The organism is Dietzia cercidiphylli, assembly GCF_039531545.1.
GTDB lineage: Bacteria > Actinomycetota > Actinomycetes > Mycobacteriales > Mycobacteriaceae > Dietzia > Dietzia natronolimnaea.
In genome coordinates this window covers 461279-476014 of record NZ_BAAAQG010000003.1, presented here as the reverse complement: position 1 = coordinate 476014, position 14736 = coordinate 461279, and the positions used below count along the sequence as shown (strand labels likewise).

The 14736-nt window shown below is 69.7% G+C and carries 12 protein-coding genes; 5 read left to right on the top strand and 7 right to left on the bottom strand.

The window, feature by feature from the left end; all coding sequences use genetic code 11:
• Positions 1-36: 36 nt before the first annotated feature.
• Together sucD and sucC are read right to left on the bottom strand one after the other, a co-directional pair.
• A complete protein-coding gene (gene sucD / locus ABD250_RS03995; protein ID WP_182610770.1) occupies positions 37-939 on the bottom strand; it encodes a succinate--CoA ligase subunit alpha in 903 nt (300 codons plus the stop codon).
• 21 nt (positions 940-960) lie between these two features.
• Positions 961-2127, bottom strand: a complete 1167-nt coding sequence (gene sucC, locus ABD250_RS03990; RefSeq protein WP_182615772.1) for an ADP-forming succinate--CoA ligase subunit beta — start codon at positions 2125-2127, stop codon at positions 961-963.
• 332 nt (positions 2128-2459) lie between these two features.
• Here sucC and ABD250_RS03985 point away from each other — a divergent pair, with 332 nt between their 5' ends.
• Positions 2460-3320 carry a M23 family metallopeptidase gene (locus tag ABD250_RS03985; RefSeq protein ID WP_344390733.1) on the top strand — a complete coding sequence of 287 codons (861 nt, stop codon included), beginning with the start codon at positions 2460-2462 and terminating at the stop codon, positions 3318-3320.
• A 407-nt stretch (positions 3321-3727) separates the two neighbouring features.
• Here the strand turns inward: ABD250_RS03985 and ABD250_RS03980 are convergent, their stop codons facing one another.
• Both ABD250_RS03980 and ABD250_RS03975 read right to left on the bottom strand, forming a co-directional pair.
• Positions 3728-6304 (bottom strand): UvrD-helicase domain-containing protein, encoded by a 2577-nt coding sequence (locus ABD250_RS03980; RefSeq protein ID WP_182657968.1) that lies wholly within the window; start codon positions 6302-6304, stop codon positions 3728-3730.
• A 40-nt stretch (positions 6305-6344) separates the two neighbouring features.
• Positions 6345-7769: an amino acid carrier protein gene (locus ABD250_RS03975; RefSeq protein WP_182657967.1), complete on the bottom strand. Its 1425-nt coding sequence runs from the start codon at positions 7767-7769 to the stop codon at positions 6345-6347.
• Positions 7770-7827: 58 nt separating this feature from the next.
• Here ABD250_RS03975 and ABD250_RS03970 point away from each other — a divergent pair, with 58 nt between their 5' ends.
• The gene (locus tag ABD250_RS03970) at positions 7828-8106 is read left to right on the top strand and encodes a chorismate mutase (protein ID WP_107746400.1); all 279 of its coding nucleotides are present in this window, start codon (positions 7828-7830) and stop codon (positions 8104-8106) included.
• Here the strand turns inward: ABD250_RS03970 and ABD250_RS03965 are convergent.
• Positions 8077-8775, bottom strand: coding sequence for a DUF5701 family protein (locus ABD250_RS03965; protein WP_338404128.1), 699 nt, complete (start codon positions 8773-8775; stop codon positions 8077-8079). The genes ABD250_RS03970 and ABD250_RS03965 overlap by 30 nt on opposite strands.
• A gap of 129 nt (positions 8776-8904) precedes the next feature.
• Between ABD250_RS03965 and pgi the strand changes: the two genes are divergently transcribed.
• The 3 genes from pgi to ABD250_RS03950 all read left to right on the top strand — a co-directional run bounded on the left by pgi (position 8905) and on the right by ABD250_RS03950 (position 13021).
• The gene (gene pgi, locus ABD250_RS03960) at positions 8905-10551 is read left to right on the top strand and encodes a glucose-6-phosphate isomerase (RefSeq protein ID WP_182657965.1); all 1647 of its coding nucleotides are present in this window, start codon (positions 8905-8907) and stop codon (positions 10549-10551) included.
• A gap of 51 nt (positions 10552-10602) precedes the next feature.
• Positions 10603-11196 (top strand): dihydrofolate reductase family protein, encoded by a 594-nt coding sequence (locus tag ABD250_RS03955; protein WP_182657964.1) that lies wholly within the window; start codon positions 10603-10605, stop codon positions 11194-11196.
• A 142-nt stretch (positions 11197-11338) separates the two neighbouring features.
• Positions 11339-13021 (top strand): HNH endonuclease signature motif containing protein, encoded by a 1683-nt coding sequence (locus ABD250_RS03950; protein ID WP_182657963.1) that lies wholly within the window; start codon positions 11339-11341, stop codon positions 13019-13021.
• A gap of 54 nt (positions 13022-13075) precedes the next feature.
• Here ABD250_RS03950 and ABD250_RS03945 read toward each other — a convergent pair whose 3' ends face one another.
• Positions 13076-13831, bottom strand: a complete 756-nt coding sequence (locus tag ABD250_RS03945; protein WP_179525869.1) for an SDR family oxidoreductase — start codon at positions 13829-13831, stop codon at positions 13076-13078.
• Positions 13828-14703, bottom strand: coding sequence for a DNA-formamidopyrimidine glycosylase family protein (locus ABD250_RS03940; protein WP_182653434.1), 876 nt, complete (start codon positions 14701-14703; stop codon positions 13828-13830). The genes ABD250_RS03945 and ABD250_RS03940 overlap by 4 nt, the downstream gene beginning before the upstream one ends.
• Positions 14704-14736 lie beyond the last annotated feature (33 nt).

Genomic DNA, 14736 nt, shown 5'->3' with positions numbered 1-14736 from the left:
TCACTCGCGGCGGCCCGGAGGGCTGCCGCGGGCGGATCACATCGCGTCGAGGATCTCCTTGGCGAGCGCCGCGGTCGCGGACGGCGTCTTGCCGACCTTGACACCGGCGGCCTCGAGGGCGTCCTGCTTGGCCTGCGCGGTACCCGCGGAGCCCGACACGATGGCGCCGGCGTGGCCCATGGTCTTGCCCTCGGGAGCCGTGAAGCCCGCCACGTAGCCGACGACCGGCTTGGTGACGTTGGCCTTGATGTAATCGGCCGCGCGCTCCTCGGCGTCGCCGCCGATCTCGCCGATCATCACGATGACCTTGGTCTCCGGGTCGTTCTCGAAGGCCTCGATGCAGTCGATGTGCGTGGTGCCGATGATCGGGTCGCCGCCGATACCGATGGCGGTCGAGAAGCCGTAGTCGGCCAGCTCGTACATCATCTGGTAGGTCAGGGTGCCCGACTTGGACACGAGTCCGATCGGGCCCTTGCCGGCGATGTTGGCCGGCGTGATGCCGACCAGCGACTCGCCCGGCGTGATGATGCCCGGGCAGTTGGGGCCGATGATGCGGGTCTTGTTGCCCTTGGACACGTTGTAGTTCCACGCGTCGGCGGTGTCCAGGACCGGGGCGCCCTCGGTGATGACCACGGCCAGCGGGATCTCCGCGTCGATGGCCTCGATGATGGCGTCCTTGGTGAACGGCGGCGGGACGAAGAGGATCGTCACGTCGGCACCGGTGGCCTCCATGGCCTCGGAAACGCTGCCGAACACGGGGAGCTCGACGTCGTTGCCGTCGGCGTCCTTGTGGGCCACGGTGGTGCCGGCCTTGCGGGCGTTGACGCCACCGACGACCTGGGTCCCGGCCGCGAGCATGCGGGCGGTGTGCTTGGTGCCCTCGCCGCCGGTGATGCCCTGGACGATGACCTTGCTGCCTGAGTTGAGGAAGATCGACATATCTGGTTGTTCCTACTCTTCCTACTTGGAGGCCAGCTCGGCGGCCTTGTCGGCGCCGGAGTCCATGTTGTCGGCCAGGGTCACGAGCGGGTGATTGGCGTCGGCGAGGATCTTGCGACCCTCCTCGACGTTGTTGCCGTCCAGGCGGACGACCAGCGGCTTGTTGGCCTCGTCGCCCAGCATCTCCAGGGCCTTGACGATGCCGTTGGCCACCGCGTCACAGGCGGTGATGCCGCCGAACACGTTGACGAAGACGCTCTTGACCTGCTCGTCGCCGAGGATCACGTCGAGCCCGTTGGCCATGACCTCGGCCGAGGCGCCGCCGCCGATGTCGAGGAAGTTGGCGGGCTTGACTCCACCGTGGTTCTCGCCCGCGTAGGCGACGACGTCGAGCGTGGACATGACCAGCCCGGCGCCGTTGCCGATGATGCCGACCTGGCCGTCGAGCTTGACGTAGTTGAGGTCGTTCTCCGCGGCCTTCTGCTCGAGGGGATCAGTCGTGCCGGCGTCGGCGAAGTCCGCGAACATCTCCTTGTGACGGAACTCGGCGTTCTCGTCCAGGGTGACCTTGCCGTCCAGCGCGAGGATCTCGTCGTTCGGGGTGCGGACGAGCGGGTTGACCTCGACGAGGGTGGCGTCCTCGTTGACGAACACCTCGTACAGCTTCGCGATCGTCACGGCGGCCGCGTCCAGCACCTCCTCGGGGAGGTGGCCGGCGGCCGCGATCTCGCGCGCCTTGGCCACGTCGACACCGACGGTGGGGTCGATGTTGATCCGCGCGAGGCGGTCCGGGGACTCCTCGGCGACCTGCTCGATCTCCACGCCGCCCTCGACCGAACACATGGCGAGGTAGTTGCGGTTGGAACGATCGAGGACGAAGGAGATGTAGTACTCCTCCGCGATGTCGCTGGCCTCGGCCACGAGGAGCTTCTTGACGATGTGGCCCTTGATGTCCAGGCCAAGGATGTCCTCGGCCCGCGCACGCGCTTCGGTGGCGTCCTCCGCCAGCTTCACGCCGCCGGCCTTGCCACGGCCTCCGACCTTGACCTGCGCCTTGACGACGACAGGCTTGCCGATCTCGGCCGCGACCTTCTCGGCTTCCTCCGCGGTATCCGCGACGCGCCCCGGGGTGGTGGGGACGTCATGCTTCGCGAAAAGAGCCTTTGCCTGGTATTCAAAGAGATCCATCAGCTCACCATCTTGACGTGGGTAGATTCGCCCGGCCCTGTTGAAAGCCGAGTCAACCCTCATCCTAAGCGGCCAGTGTGTCGCCCGTCGCACCCTGGGGGTAGACGTGTGCGTCGGGTCACAGATCCCCGGGGGTGAGAAGCCGCTCGAGCCGCCACTCGCGACACTTCAATCAACTTCATACCCCTCGACCACTGGAGTCACATCAGTGTGATCCACCCCTCCCCATCGGACGGCCCGTTACCTTGCGACACCGTTGCCGATCCGTTACTTTGGGGGACGTCTTGGTCACGGAAAGATCACAGCACGACCTCAGAGGGGAAACGCCACCGGTGAAGAACGAGTCGCAGCACGTACCACCAGCGACTCCTGTCGTCGTACCCGCCTCCGGAGCACACGGCGGGGGACGTCACCGCCTCCCCGCTCCCCCGCACGCACTGCGCGGCCGCGCGGCCGTCCTGGCCGTCGCCGCCGGCGCCGCGGTGTCGGCCGCCTCGGCCGGGTCCGTCATGGACTTCGCGGGCACCCACTCCGCCGAGGCCGGCGACATCGCACTCCTCGCCAACGGTGAAGCGGAGCCGGCGACCAGTACGCCCGACGCGCCGTCGTCCTCCACCCCCGCCACTCCCTCTCTACCCGAGCCGGTGGTGGTGTCGGTCTCCGACTCCGAGTCCGAGAACGCGCAGTCGGCCATGCTCTACGCCGGCACCGAGATCAACACCCAGCGGGAGATCGCCGAGGAGCAGGCCCGGCGCCCGAAGGTCGCCCTCCCCGCAGTGGGCACCTTCACCTCCGGTTTCGGCATGCGCTGGGGTGCGATGCACGCCGGCATCGACATTGCCAACGCCATCGGCACCCCGATCCTCGCGGCCACCGATGGTGTCGTGATCGACTCGGGCCCCGCCCAGGGCTACGGGAACTGGATCCGCATCATGTCCGACGACGGCACGATGACCCTCTACGGCCACATGGAATCCCTCGACGTCCGCGTGGGCGAGCGCGTCTACGCCGGCCAGAAGATCGCAGGCATGGGCAACATGGGCTTCTCGACGGGATCCCACCTGCACTTCGAGGTCCTGCTCAACGGCGGCACCCAGCACGTCGACCCCGTCATCTGGCTGGCCCAGCAGGGCATCCACCTCGCGGGCGCCGGGAGCAGCGAGAGCTCGGGCTTCAGCCCCTTCGGGAGCTGACCTCGACCTGGGCAGTCGTCCACGGCCGAGTCGGGTATTCAGCGGAGTACCGCGCGTAGCCCCCTCGAAGCGAGCACCGAACGTCCACCCCAGCCGGAGCTTCTCGTTCCGGGTGTCGATCTCGGTGAACGAGCTGATCCCGGCGACCGTGCCGACCTCGTCCGGTCGCGGGGATTCCACGCGCACCGTGTAAGGATGTGCCCCGGGCGCCATCCGGTCCCCGACGAACTCCCGGGTCCGCGCCAGATCCGCGTGCGCGGTCTCGAACGGGTATCCCGACCCGAACGCCGCCGGATCCGGCATGAGCGGCTACAGGCCTTCCGCGTCTCCGGGGGCCATTGGATCCAGCCGTACCAGCCTCCCGACCAGCGGGGTGCCCACCGGCACTCGGGCGGGCATCTGCGCCCCTAGAGCTTCTGCATCGGAACTCCCCCGATGAGCATCAGGCGCACCTTTCCGGACGCGCCGAAGTCGATCGTCGCCGTGGCCCGCGGACCGCTGCCATCGCAGGTCAGAACCTTTCCGAGCCCGTACTTGTCGTGCGTCACCCGGTCTCCGGGCGCCAACTCCAGGGCGGGCGCGGAGGACTTGGCCCGGGGAATCCCGGACGACCGGCCGCCGCCGGAGCCGAATCCACCACCGGAGCCGAACCCACCACCGGAACCGTATCCACCCCCGCCGGAGCCGCCGCCGCCACCGAATCGGCGCCGCGGCGCGTACGAGTCGTCGTCACCGAACCCGCCACCGCCGGCCGGTTCCTCACGCTGCCACTCGATCGCCTCCGACGGGATCTCCTCGAGGAAGCGCGACCCGGGGTTGGTCATGGGCTGGCCCCACGACGAGCGCATCATGGCGCGGGTCAGGTAGAGGCGTTGACGCGCACGGGTGATGCCCACGTACGCCAGCCGCCGCTCCTCGGACAGCTCCGCCGGGTCCCCGAGCGCGCGCATGTGCGGGAACAGCCCGTCCTCCATGCCGACGAGGAACACCACCGGGAACTCGAGCCCCTTGGCGGTGTGGAGGGTCATGAGTGTGACCTGCCCCTGGTCCTCGGCCGGGATCTGGTCGGCGTCCGCCACGAGGGAGACCCGCTCGAGGAAGGCCGCGAGCGAACCGGGCTCGGCGATGCCCTCGTCCAGTTCGGCGTAGTCCGGTGCGGCGTCGTCCGGTGCGCCGTCGTCCAGTGCGGCGTCGGACTGGTCGGCCACCGCTCCCGCGGCGTCCCCGGCGTCCTCGTCCCCGAAGCCCTGCTCGCGCGCCGACCGCTGCAGCGCGGCCTCGGAGGAGAACTCCCGCCCCACGCCCACCAACTCGTTGAGGTTGTCCAGGCGGGCCGCGTCCTGCGGATCGTTGGAGGCCTCCAACTCGGCCCGGTATCCGGTCCGGTCGAGCACGGCCTCCACCAGGGCGCCGACGTCGGGGGCCGAGTCCTCGCCACCGGCGTGGTCGGAGCCGCTCAAGCGCCCGCGGAGCTCGTCGAGGAGAGAGACGAAACCCGCGATCGCCTTGACCGAGCGGGTGGGCAGCAACGCGACCCTGCCCTCCGCGGCGTCCCGCAGGGCCTCACCGAAGCCGATGGCCCGCTGCTCGGCATGGACCGCCACACACGCCTCCGCACGGTCCCCGATTCCCCGCCGAGGGGTGTTGAGGATGCGGCGCAGCGCCACCGTGTCGTCAGGATTGGAGAGCACCTTGAGGTACGCAACGATGTCGCGCACCTCCTTGCGCTCGTAGAACCGTGTGCCCCCGACGACCTTGTAGGGCAGACCCAGCCGGACGAACACGTCCTCGATCACCCGGGAGGAGTTGTTGGTCCGGTAGAACACGGCCACGTCGGAGTACCCGGCGTCCCCGGAGTCCACCAGGCGGTCTATCTCCCCGGCGATGAACCGCGCCTCGTCGTGCTCGTTGTCCGCCACGTACCCGACGAGCAGCTCGCCGGTTCCCTCGTCGGTCCAGAGGTTCTTCTCCCTCCGGCCCGGGTTGCGGGAGATCACGGCGTTGGCGGCGGAGAGGATCGTCTGCGTGGAGCGGTAGTTCTGCTCGAGCAGGATCGACCGGGCGTCCGGATAGTCGTGCTCGAAGTCCTCGATGTTGCGGATCGTCGCGCCCCGGAACGCGTAGATCGACTGGTCCGCGTCGCCCACCACACAGAGCTCCGCCGGTGCCACCCCGGCAGCGGCGTCGTCCCCGGACCCGGCCGCACCGCCGACGAGCGTCCGGACCAGGACGTACTGGGCGTGGTTGGTGTCCTGGTACTCGTCCACCATGACGTGCCGGAACCGGCGCCGGTAGTACGCCGCCACCTCGGGGTGCGACCGCAGCAACCCCACGGTCTCCCCGATCAGGTCGTCGAAGTCGAAGGCGTTGGCCGCCTGCAGCCGCGCCTGGTACTCGGTGAACACCGCCGCCACCGTCTGCCCGGTCCGGTCCGAGTCTTCCAGCGCACGGTCCATGGCCTCCGACGGCTCGCGGAGCTCGTTCTTGTGGTTCGAGATGGCCGAGGCGAGCATCCGCGGGGTGAACTTCTTGACCTCGAGGTGCTGCTCCTTGGCGATCATGCCGAGCAGGCGACGGGAATCGTCCGAATCGTAGATCGTGAAGTTGGAGTTGCGGGTGCCCAGCAGCGCGGACTGGGCCCGCAGGATCCGCACGCAGATCGAGTGGAACGTGGCCACCCACATCCGTTCGGCGTGTGGCCCCACCAGGGCGGACACACGCTCCCGCATCTCCGCGGCGGCCTTGTTGGTGAACGTGATGGCGAGGATCTGCCCGGGGTGTGCGCCCCCCTCGGCCAGCAGGTACGCGATCCGCCTGGTCAGCACGCTGGTCTTCCCGGAACCCGCGCCGGCCACGATCAACAGCGGACCGCCGCGGTGCGTGACCGCGGCGGCCTGCTGTGGATTGAGTCCGTCCAGGAGCGGGGAGTGGGACGAGGTGGGACTGACGGCGGAACCGGCTGAGGCGGGGGCGGAGTGGGTCATCGTGGCGTCCAATCTACCCACCCGGTCCGACACCCCGGTCTCAGCGCGGGCGGTCCCCCATGAACTCCTCGACCTGCGCGGCCGTCGCCGTCAGAGTCGGATCGTTGTCCAGGTAGTACCGCGTCTCCCGGACGATGAGGCCGGAGAGGACCAGGAGGCCGATGAGGTTCGGGAGGGCCATCAGTCCGTTCATCACGTCCGCGAAGTTCCACACCACCTCGAGCTCGGTGACCGCACCCACGAACACCACACAGGTGAACACCATCCGGTAGGGGATGACGCCCCCGGCGCCCACGAGCCGCTCCACACACCGCTCGCCGTAGTACGACCAGCCGAGGATGGTCGAGAACGCGAAGAACGCGATCGCCACCGCCACCAGCTTGTCGCCGTACGGCATCGCCTCGGCGAACGCGTCGGCGGTCATGGTCCCGGCCGTGTCACTGCCCCGCTCCCACACGCCGGAGGTGACGATCACCAGACCGGTGAAGGTGACGACGATGATGGTGTCGATGAACGTCTGGGTCATCGACACCAGGCCCTGACGGGTCGGGTGGGTGGTCTTGGCCGCCGCGGCCGCGATGGCCGCCGAGCCCATCCCGGACTCGTTGGAGAAGATGCCCCGCGCGACACCCATCTGGATGGCGTACATGATCGCCGCACCCGCGAAGCCGCCCACCGCGGACGTCCCGGTGAAGGCCTGCGTGAAGATCTGCCCGAAGGCCCCGGGGATCGCGTCGGCGTTGAGCACCAGGACGACCATCCCGCCGAGCAGGTACAGCACGATCATCAGGGGCACGAACCCGGCCGTGACCCGGCCGATGGCCTTGATGCCCCCGAGCAGGACCGCGCCGGTGAGGACGAACAGGATGACGCCGGAGGCGACCACGGGGACGCCGAAGGAGTTGTCGAGCTGGGCCGCCACCGCGTTGCCCTGCGTCATGTTGCCGATGCCGAAGCTGGCCAGGACGGCGAACACGGCGAACACGATCGACAGCACCAGACCCACCCGGCCACCGGTCTTCCCGAACAGCTCGGAGAACCCCCGGTGGAGGTAGTACTGCGGACCACCGGACTGCTCGCCGCGGGCGTCGGTGACGCGGTACCGCACACCCAGGAAGGCCTCCGAGTACTTGGAGGCCATCCCCACGAGGGCGGTGACCCACATCCAGAAGAGCGCGCCCGGCCCACCCAGTGAGATCGCCGTCGCCACCCCGACGATGTTGCCCACGCCGACGGTCGCGGCGAGCGCGGTGGTCAACGCCTGGTACTGGGTGATGTCGCCCGCACCGCCGTCGTCACTCCGGCGGATCAGACCGAGTCTGAGCGCGGGGCCCAGCTTGCGGAACTGCAGAGCCCTCAACCGGATCGTGAGGAAGAGGCCCGTGCCGAGGAGCAGCGGGATGAGGACGAAGGGTCCCCAGATCACGGAACCGATGTCCGCGAGAGTCGAGTTCAAGTTCTCCACGGGCGGAAACACTAGACGGTCCCGCAGCCTCCGCGGAACCGAGTGGGATAATCACGGCATGAACACCGACCCCGCCGGCACGGACGATCCGCTGTCCGAGGCCCAGATCCAGGAACTCCGACTGGAGATCGACCGGTTGGACGCCGAGATCCTGGACGCGATAGTCCGTCGCAGCGAGATCTCCAAGCGCATCGGTCGCACGCGGATGCAGTCCGGCGGCACCAAGCTCGTCCACACCCGCGAGCTCAAGGTCTACGAGCGCTTCTCCTCACTCGGGCAGGAGGGGCAGACCCTCGCGGGGATGCTCCTACGTCTCGGTCGCGGGCGACTGGGCTGAGTCCCGGCCGACCCGACCGGCCGTGGAGGCGTACCCCAACCACGTGTGGTGGTTGTTCGCCCAGCACCAGCCCACCTTCGGCGCGCCCTTGTTCTCCCGGCCGTCGCGGCCGGTCCCCCCGCTGATCCACAGCGCCGGCGTCCGGGCATCCAGAGCTCCGTCCGCCTTGCGCTTCCGCGATCCGATGCACATGAAGCACCTGCCGGGTTCGAGCATCTCCGGCTGCTGGAGCAGCCAGCTCACCCCCTCGGAGATGGTCAGCGGAGTGCGCCCCCGCCGGGCCAGCTCGGCGTGCGCGTCCGTCGGGGTCCAGCCCAGCATGTCGTCGTCGCGTGTCACGTCCCTGACCAGATAGAGCGGGGCGTCCGGAACCCGGACGTCGTCGGTGGGTGTGAACTCGGCCAGGTCGGACATGTCGACGACGACGAAGCCCGCCCTCCCACCACGGCGCAGCAGGGTCGCCAGTCGGGCGGTGGACACGAACGACGGGTGGACGGCCAGCACCGGCCGACCGGGCCCCGGGGCGGCGGCACGAGCTGCGTCGTCACGAGCCGCGCCGTCAAGAACTGCGTCTTCGAGAGCTGCGGCGTGCTCCCGCAGCCGCCCGGCGGTGATCCCGCCGAGCTCGGGCACGCCCAGTTCGACGAGCCGATCGGCCTGGGCTGACACGGAGGGGTGGTCCGGAGGAGTCATGGGGGTCACGTGTCTGGAACGGGCGGCGGGGCCCCCGTATTCCCGACTAACCTCGCTGTCAGACGGCGGGCGATCCCCGGGCGGCAACACTGGGCAGGAGCGGCAATGACGGACATCAGCACGACACCACAGTGGTCGGCGATCGAGGATCTCGTACCGGCGATCGGCGAGGTGACCCTCCGTGAGCTGTTCGCCGCCGATCCGGAGCGGGGTCGCCGCATGGCGGTCACCGCGGGCGATCTGCACGTCGACCTGTCCAAGCACCTAATCACCGACGAGGTCCTGAGCGCTCTGACCGAGCTGGCCCACGCCGCACGGCTGCCGGCCCAGCGGGCCGCGATGTTCCGGGGCGACCGCATCAACACCACCGAGGACCGATCGGTCCTCCACACCGCGCTCCGTCTCCCGGCCGAGGCCGACCTCGTCGTCGACGGGCGTGACGTCGTGGCCGACGTCCACGCGGTCCTCACCCGGATGGCCGACTTCGCCGACCGCGTCCGGTCCGGCGGATGGACCGGGCACACGGGCGCGCGGATCGACACCGTGGTCAACATCGGCATCGGTGGCTCCGACCTCGGGCCCGTGATGGTCGACAAGGCCCTGCACCACCTGCAGACCGCGGGGATCAGCGCACGCTACGTCTCCAACGTGGACCCCGCCGACCTCTCGGCCGTGCTCGCCGAGGTCGACCCCGCGACCACGCTGGTGGTGGTCGCCTCCAAGACCTTCACCACGCAGGAGACCATGGCCAACGCCCACGCGGCGCGTCGGCACTTCGTCGAGGCCCTCGGATCGGAGGAGGCGATCGCCTCCCACTTCGTGGCGGTGTCGACGGCCACCGAGGAGGTGGCCGACTTCGGGATCGCCGCGGACAACATGTTCGAGTTCTGGGACTGGGTCGGGGGCCGGTACTCGGTGTCGTCGGCGATCGGCCTCTCGGTGATGATCACGGTGGGCCCGCCCGCGTTCGTCGAGCTGCTCGAGGGCTTCCACGCCATGGACCTGCACTTCGCGACCGAGGCGCCCGAGCACAACGCGCCGGTCCTCATGGCCCTGCTCGGCATCTGGTACACCTGCTTCCTCGGGGCCCAGTCCAAGGCCGTGATCCCCTACGCCCAGGGCCTCCTGCGATTTCCCGCCTACCTCCAGCAACTGACCATGGAGTCCCTCGGCAAGTCGGTCCGACTCGACGGCTCCGACGTCTCCTACCCCACCGGCGAGGTCTACTGGGGCGAGCCCGGCACCAACGGCCAGCACGCCTTCTTCCAGCTCCTGCACCAGGGCACCCAGCTCGTCCCGGTGGACTTCATCGGGGTCGCCCGTCCGGTCTCGGACCTGCCCACCGCCGACGGCGCCGGATCGATGCACGACATGCTCGTGGCCAACCTGTTCGCCCAGTCCCGTGTGCTGGCGTTCGGCAAGACGGAGGACGAGGTGCTCGCCGAGGGCGTGGACCCCGCGATCGCGCCGCACAAGGTGATGCCCGGCAACCGGCCGTCCACCACGATCCTCGCGCCGTCGCTCTCGCCCGGGGTGCTCGGGCAGCTCATCGCCCTCTACGAACACGTGGTGTTCGTCCAGGCCGCCGTGCTGGGCATCAATGCGTTCGATCAGTGGGGGGTCGAGCTGGGCAAGGCCCAGGCCGGCGAGCTCCTGACCGCCCTGACCGCGGAGAAGCACCCCGGGGAGGGCTTCGACTCCTCGACGGATGCTCTCGTCGAGATCTACCGCGAGGCACGCGGTCGTCGCTGAGCCGGAACTGTTCCGCCCGGAGCTGTCGTAGCCGGGTGCGAGCATGGCGGTATGAGCACTGTCTATTGCACCGCCACGAGTCTGGACGGGTACATCGCCGACGACGAGGAGAGCCTCTCCTGGCTGTTCGCGACCTCCGGTGAGGCCGAACCCGCGGGGTACACACCGACCGAGCCGGACCCCACCCTCCCCGACCTCCACTTCGACCGCTTCTACTCCGGCGTCGGTTCGATCGTCTGCGGCGTCAACACCTTCGAGTGGGTCCGCCGCGACCTGACGAAGGACGGCCAGCCGTTCGTCTGGCCGTACTCCCTGCCGAGCTGGGTCGTCACCCACCGCGATCTCGATCCCGTCGACGGCGTCGAGTTCTTCGCCGGAGACATCGGCGACCTGCACCCGCTCCTCGTCGAGGCCGCCGACGGCGGGGACGTCTGGATCGTCGGGGGCGGTGACCTCGCCGGCCAGTTCGCCGACCGAGGACTGGTGGACCGGGTCTGGATCCACCAGTGTCCGGTCGTCCTCGGATCCGGGCGACCCCTGCTGCCCCGCCGACTCCGTCTCCACCGCCGGAAGCTCGAGACCCACGGCCAGTTCACGGCGATGCTCTTCGACGTGGTGGGCCCCGAGCCCCGAATCACGACCTGATCGGCGAGTACCCCGGCGCCTTCCTCCGCTGCAGTCCCGGACGAAAGGCCCGCAGCAGACTATTGCGCGTTCGAATGTATGTGCGTAGACTAGAACGTACATTCGATACAGGCGGCGGTGGCGGAAGACTCGGAGGTGAGGCATGGACGTTGGCAACGGCCCCTCCTCCGACGGCTCCTCCGATGTCGATCCACTGACCGGACTGACCGCCTCGGCTCGTGCCGGGTGGGCGGCCGAGAATCGCGCCTCCGCCCAGCGGCTGTCCGCCTGCTACGACCTCCTGCTGGAATGCCTGCGCCGAGACGACTCCGGCGCCGGCCCCGATTCCCCGCCCGGCCACGCGGTGGTCGACCCGTTCGTGGTGGCAACCGGATACGTGGTGGCGGCGATGGCCGTCTCCACCCTGCGAGCCGAGTCGATGATCTCGTTCGCCGCGGACCTCCACCAGCGCTACCCCGCCGTCCTCGCCGCCCTGGCCGCGGGGCGCCTGGACCAGCGCGCCGCGGAACTGCTGGCCCGCCAGATGGCCACCGTCGACCCCGAGGTGCTTCCGCAGGTGCAACAGGACGTCGTCGACGACTACCTGGCCGCGACGGAGGCCGGCGAACGCCTCGGTCGGCACGCGGTACGCGATGCGGTGGACGCGATCATCACCCGCTACGACGCCGAGGGAATCCGTCGGCGCAAGGAGGACGCCAGCCGTGCGCGCGGTGTGCGCATCAGCAAGGGCGCTGACGGCATGTCCACCGTGTCGGCCATTCTGGCCACCGAGGAGGCCGCCGTCCTTGCCGAGGCGATCGATCAGCGCGCTGCCGAACACGCCGCCGCCGAGTCCGAGGCTGCCGCGGCGAGCGCAGCCGCGGCCGAGGCCACCGGCGAGTCGGGCTCAGTCCCGGGTCCGGACCCGGCCCCGGACTATCACTATTCCAAGGCCGAACGCCGCGCCGACGCCCTGTTGGCGCTGGTGTGCGGCGACAGCCTGCACGCCGGTGGCCAGGGCCGACCCACTGCGCCGTTGCGACCCAAGATCACCGTGATCGCTCCCGGCAACGACGGCGCGGGTGGCAACGGCGCGGGTGGCAACGGCGCCTGCGACGACGACGGGGTTCGGGTGGAGTTCACCCGCACCGGCGAGGCGGCGCTGCAGGCCCTACTGGACATGCTCGTCACCAGCGACGGAGCCAGCTTCGAGAAGGTCGACCCCCGTATCGGCGCCGCCGACGACGCCCGCCGCGCCCTGAGGTACCGGCCCGGTGCCGAGTTGGCCCGCCGCATCAGGCTGCGCGACGGTACCTGCCGCCATCCCGGCTGTGCGGTTCCGGCCGATGACTGCGACATCGATCATGTCCGCCCCTTCGACCACGCCGACCCCGCCCGCGGCGGACCCACTGAAGAGTGCAATCTGATGTGTCTGTGTCGGCGCCATCACCGGTTCAAGACGTTCTCCGACTGGATCTACGACCTGGCGCCCGATGGCACCCTCACCGTCATCACACCGGACGGGGCGACCATGACGACCCGACCATCCGGGCCGCTCGGGGTCTACCGCCGCGAGCACGCCCGCAATGAATCCCGCGCCTGGGACAGACAACAACAGCGCAACCCGGACCCGACCATCACAGGAGGGGAGACGCGCCCGGAGCCCACCTACTGGACTCGCCGTGCGGCCCGCCTGAGCGCCGAGCGTGCCCGCGCAACCGGCCCGGTCGACACCCGGCCCGGCGGCCAGAGCCGCTGGTGGAAGCGCAACGCGCCGGTCTTCAGCACGGTCGAACACGAGGTCGAGGCCCTGCTCGACGACATCCTCAACCCGCCTCCCTTCTGACCCGCCTTCCTTCTGACCCGTCGCCTCTCCGGCGCGGGCGGGCGGGAGAACCCGTCAGACGAACCTGCGGCTGACCTTCTCCGGCAGAAGCGTCAGCAGTGGGCCGATCGCCTTCCAGGGCTTGGCCGGGACGAGCGCACGAGTGGGCTCGGCGTCAATCGTCCTGACCAGCGCGTCGACGCCCTCGTCGAATTCGGTCATCAGCGAGGTCTTGACCGACCGGTTGATGTCGGTGCGGATGTACCCGGGAAGGATGTCGGTGACCTTGATGCGGCTGCCGGCGCTGTCGAGCTCGGCGTGCAGACCCTGCGCCAGCGAGGAGACGAACGCCTTGGTGGCGCCGTACGTGTTCTGGGCCTTGGGCATGCCGCGCAGCGAGCTCACGGACGAGATGAACACCAGGTGCCCCTCGCCCCGTGCGTGCATCAGCTCCATCGCGGCCTCGGCCTGGTTGAGGGTGCCGATCACGTTGACCATGGCGGTCTCCCGGTTGGCGTGCGCCTTCCCCGTACCGATGGACGCCCCCTTGCCCAGTCCTGCGTTGAGGACGAAGCGGTCGATCCCGCCGAGCTCCGCGTCGAGCTCGCCGAACACCCTCTCCACCGCGTCGCCGTCGGCCACGTCGAGCTCGCGGACCGCCACCGTGATCGACGGGTTGGCCGCCAGCAACTCGGCGCGGAGTTCCTGGAGCCGGTCGAGACGCCGGGCGCACAGCGCCAGATTCCTGCCCTGTGCGGCCCAGCGACGGGCCATGCCCTCGCCGAGACCCGCGCTGGCGCCGGTGATCAGGATCGTGTTGCGGTCGGTCACAGCTTCTCCTCCGTTGGCGATGGCCCCAGTGTGGCACGCGCCGGCTGGCACGACGGGCAGCGGTAGGCGATGCGATCGAGTGAATCGCTCGGCTCGTCCGGGTCGGCGAGACCACCCAGTCGGAACGTCTCCACCTCGGTCCCGCACCTGCGGCACGGCTTGCCGTCCCGCCCGTACACCCACAACTCCCGCCCGCGTCGCGTGTCCCCGGTGGTCACCCGGACCGCGCGATCGGCGTTGGCGAGGAGCATCCGCCGGGCGAGCACGACCACGGCGCGCAGATCAGGCACCGACTCCACCGGCTCCCGCGGGTCGAGGCCCCGCAGGAAACACAGTTCGGCGCGGTACACGGTGCCGATGCCGGCGAGATTGCGCTGGTCCAACAGTGCCTCCCCGATCGTCCGGGACGGCCGCTCGCCGATCCGCCGGAGCACCTCCGCGACGCTGGCGTCCGGGTCCCAGTCCCGCCCCAGCAGGTCGGGACCGAGATGCTCGACCGCCCGGTCGGCCTCGGCGGGATCCAGCGCGCGCAGCAACCCGAGCTCGGTGCCCACCACCTCGACGTCGTCGGCGCGCAGGAGCATCCGGACGGTGTGCGCGGGGAACCGCCACCGCTCCCCCGCCTTGTGGATGTGGATGCGGCCTTCCATCTTCAGGTGGATATGGAGGGTGACCGGGTCCCGACCCTGCGCGTCCGGGCCGACGACGACGAAGAGGTGCTTCCCCCGGGACCGGGCGGCCACCACGGTCCGGCCCCGCAGATCCACGGCCGCGAACCTGGGAACCCTGAGCTCGATCCTGTCCAGGGTCCGCCCGTTCAGCGCACGGTGCACCTTCGCGGCCGCCCTGTAGACGGAATCGCCCTCCGGCACCGTTGACTCCTCTGCCCGCTGTCCGATCTACCG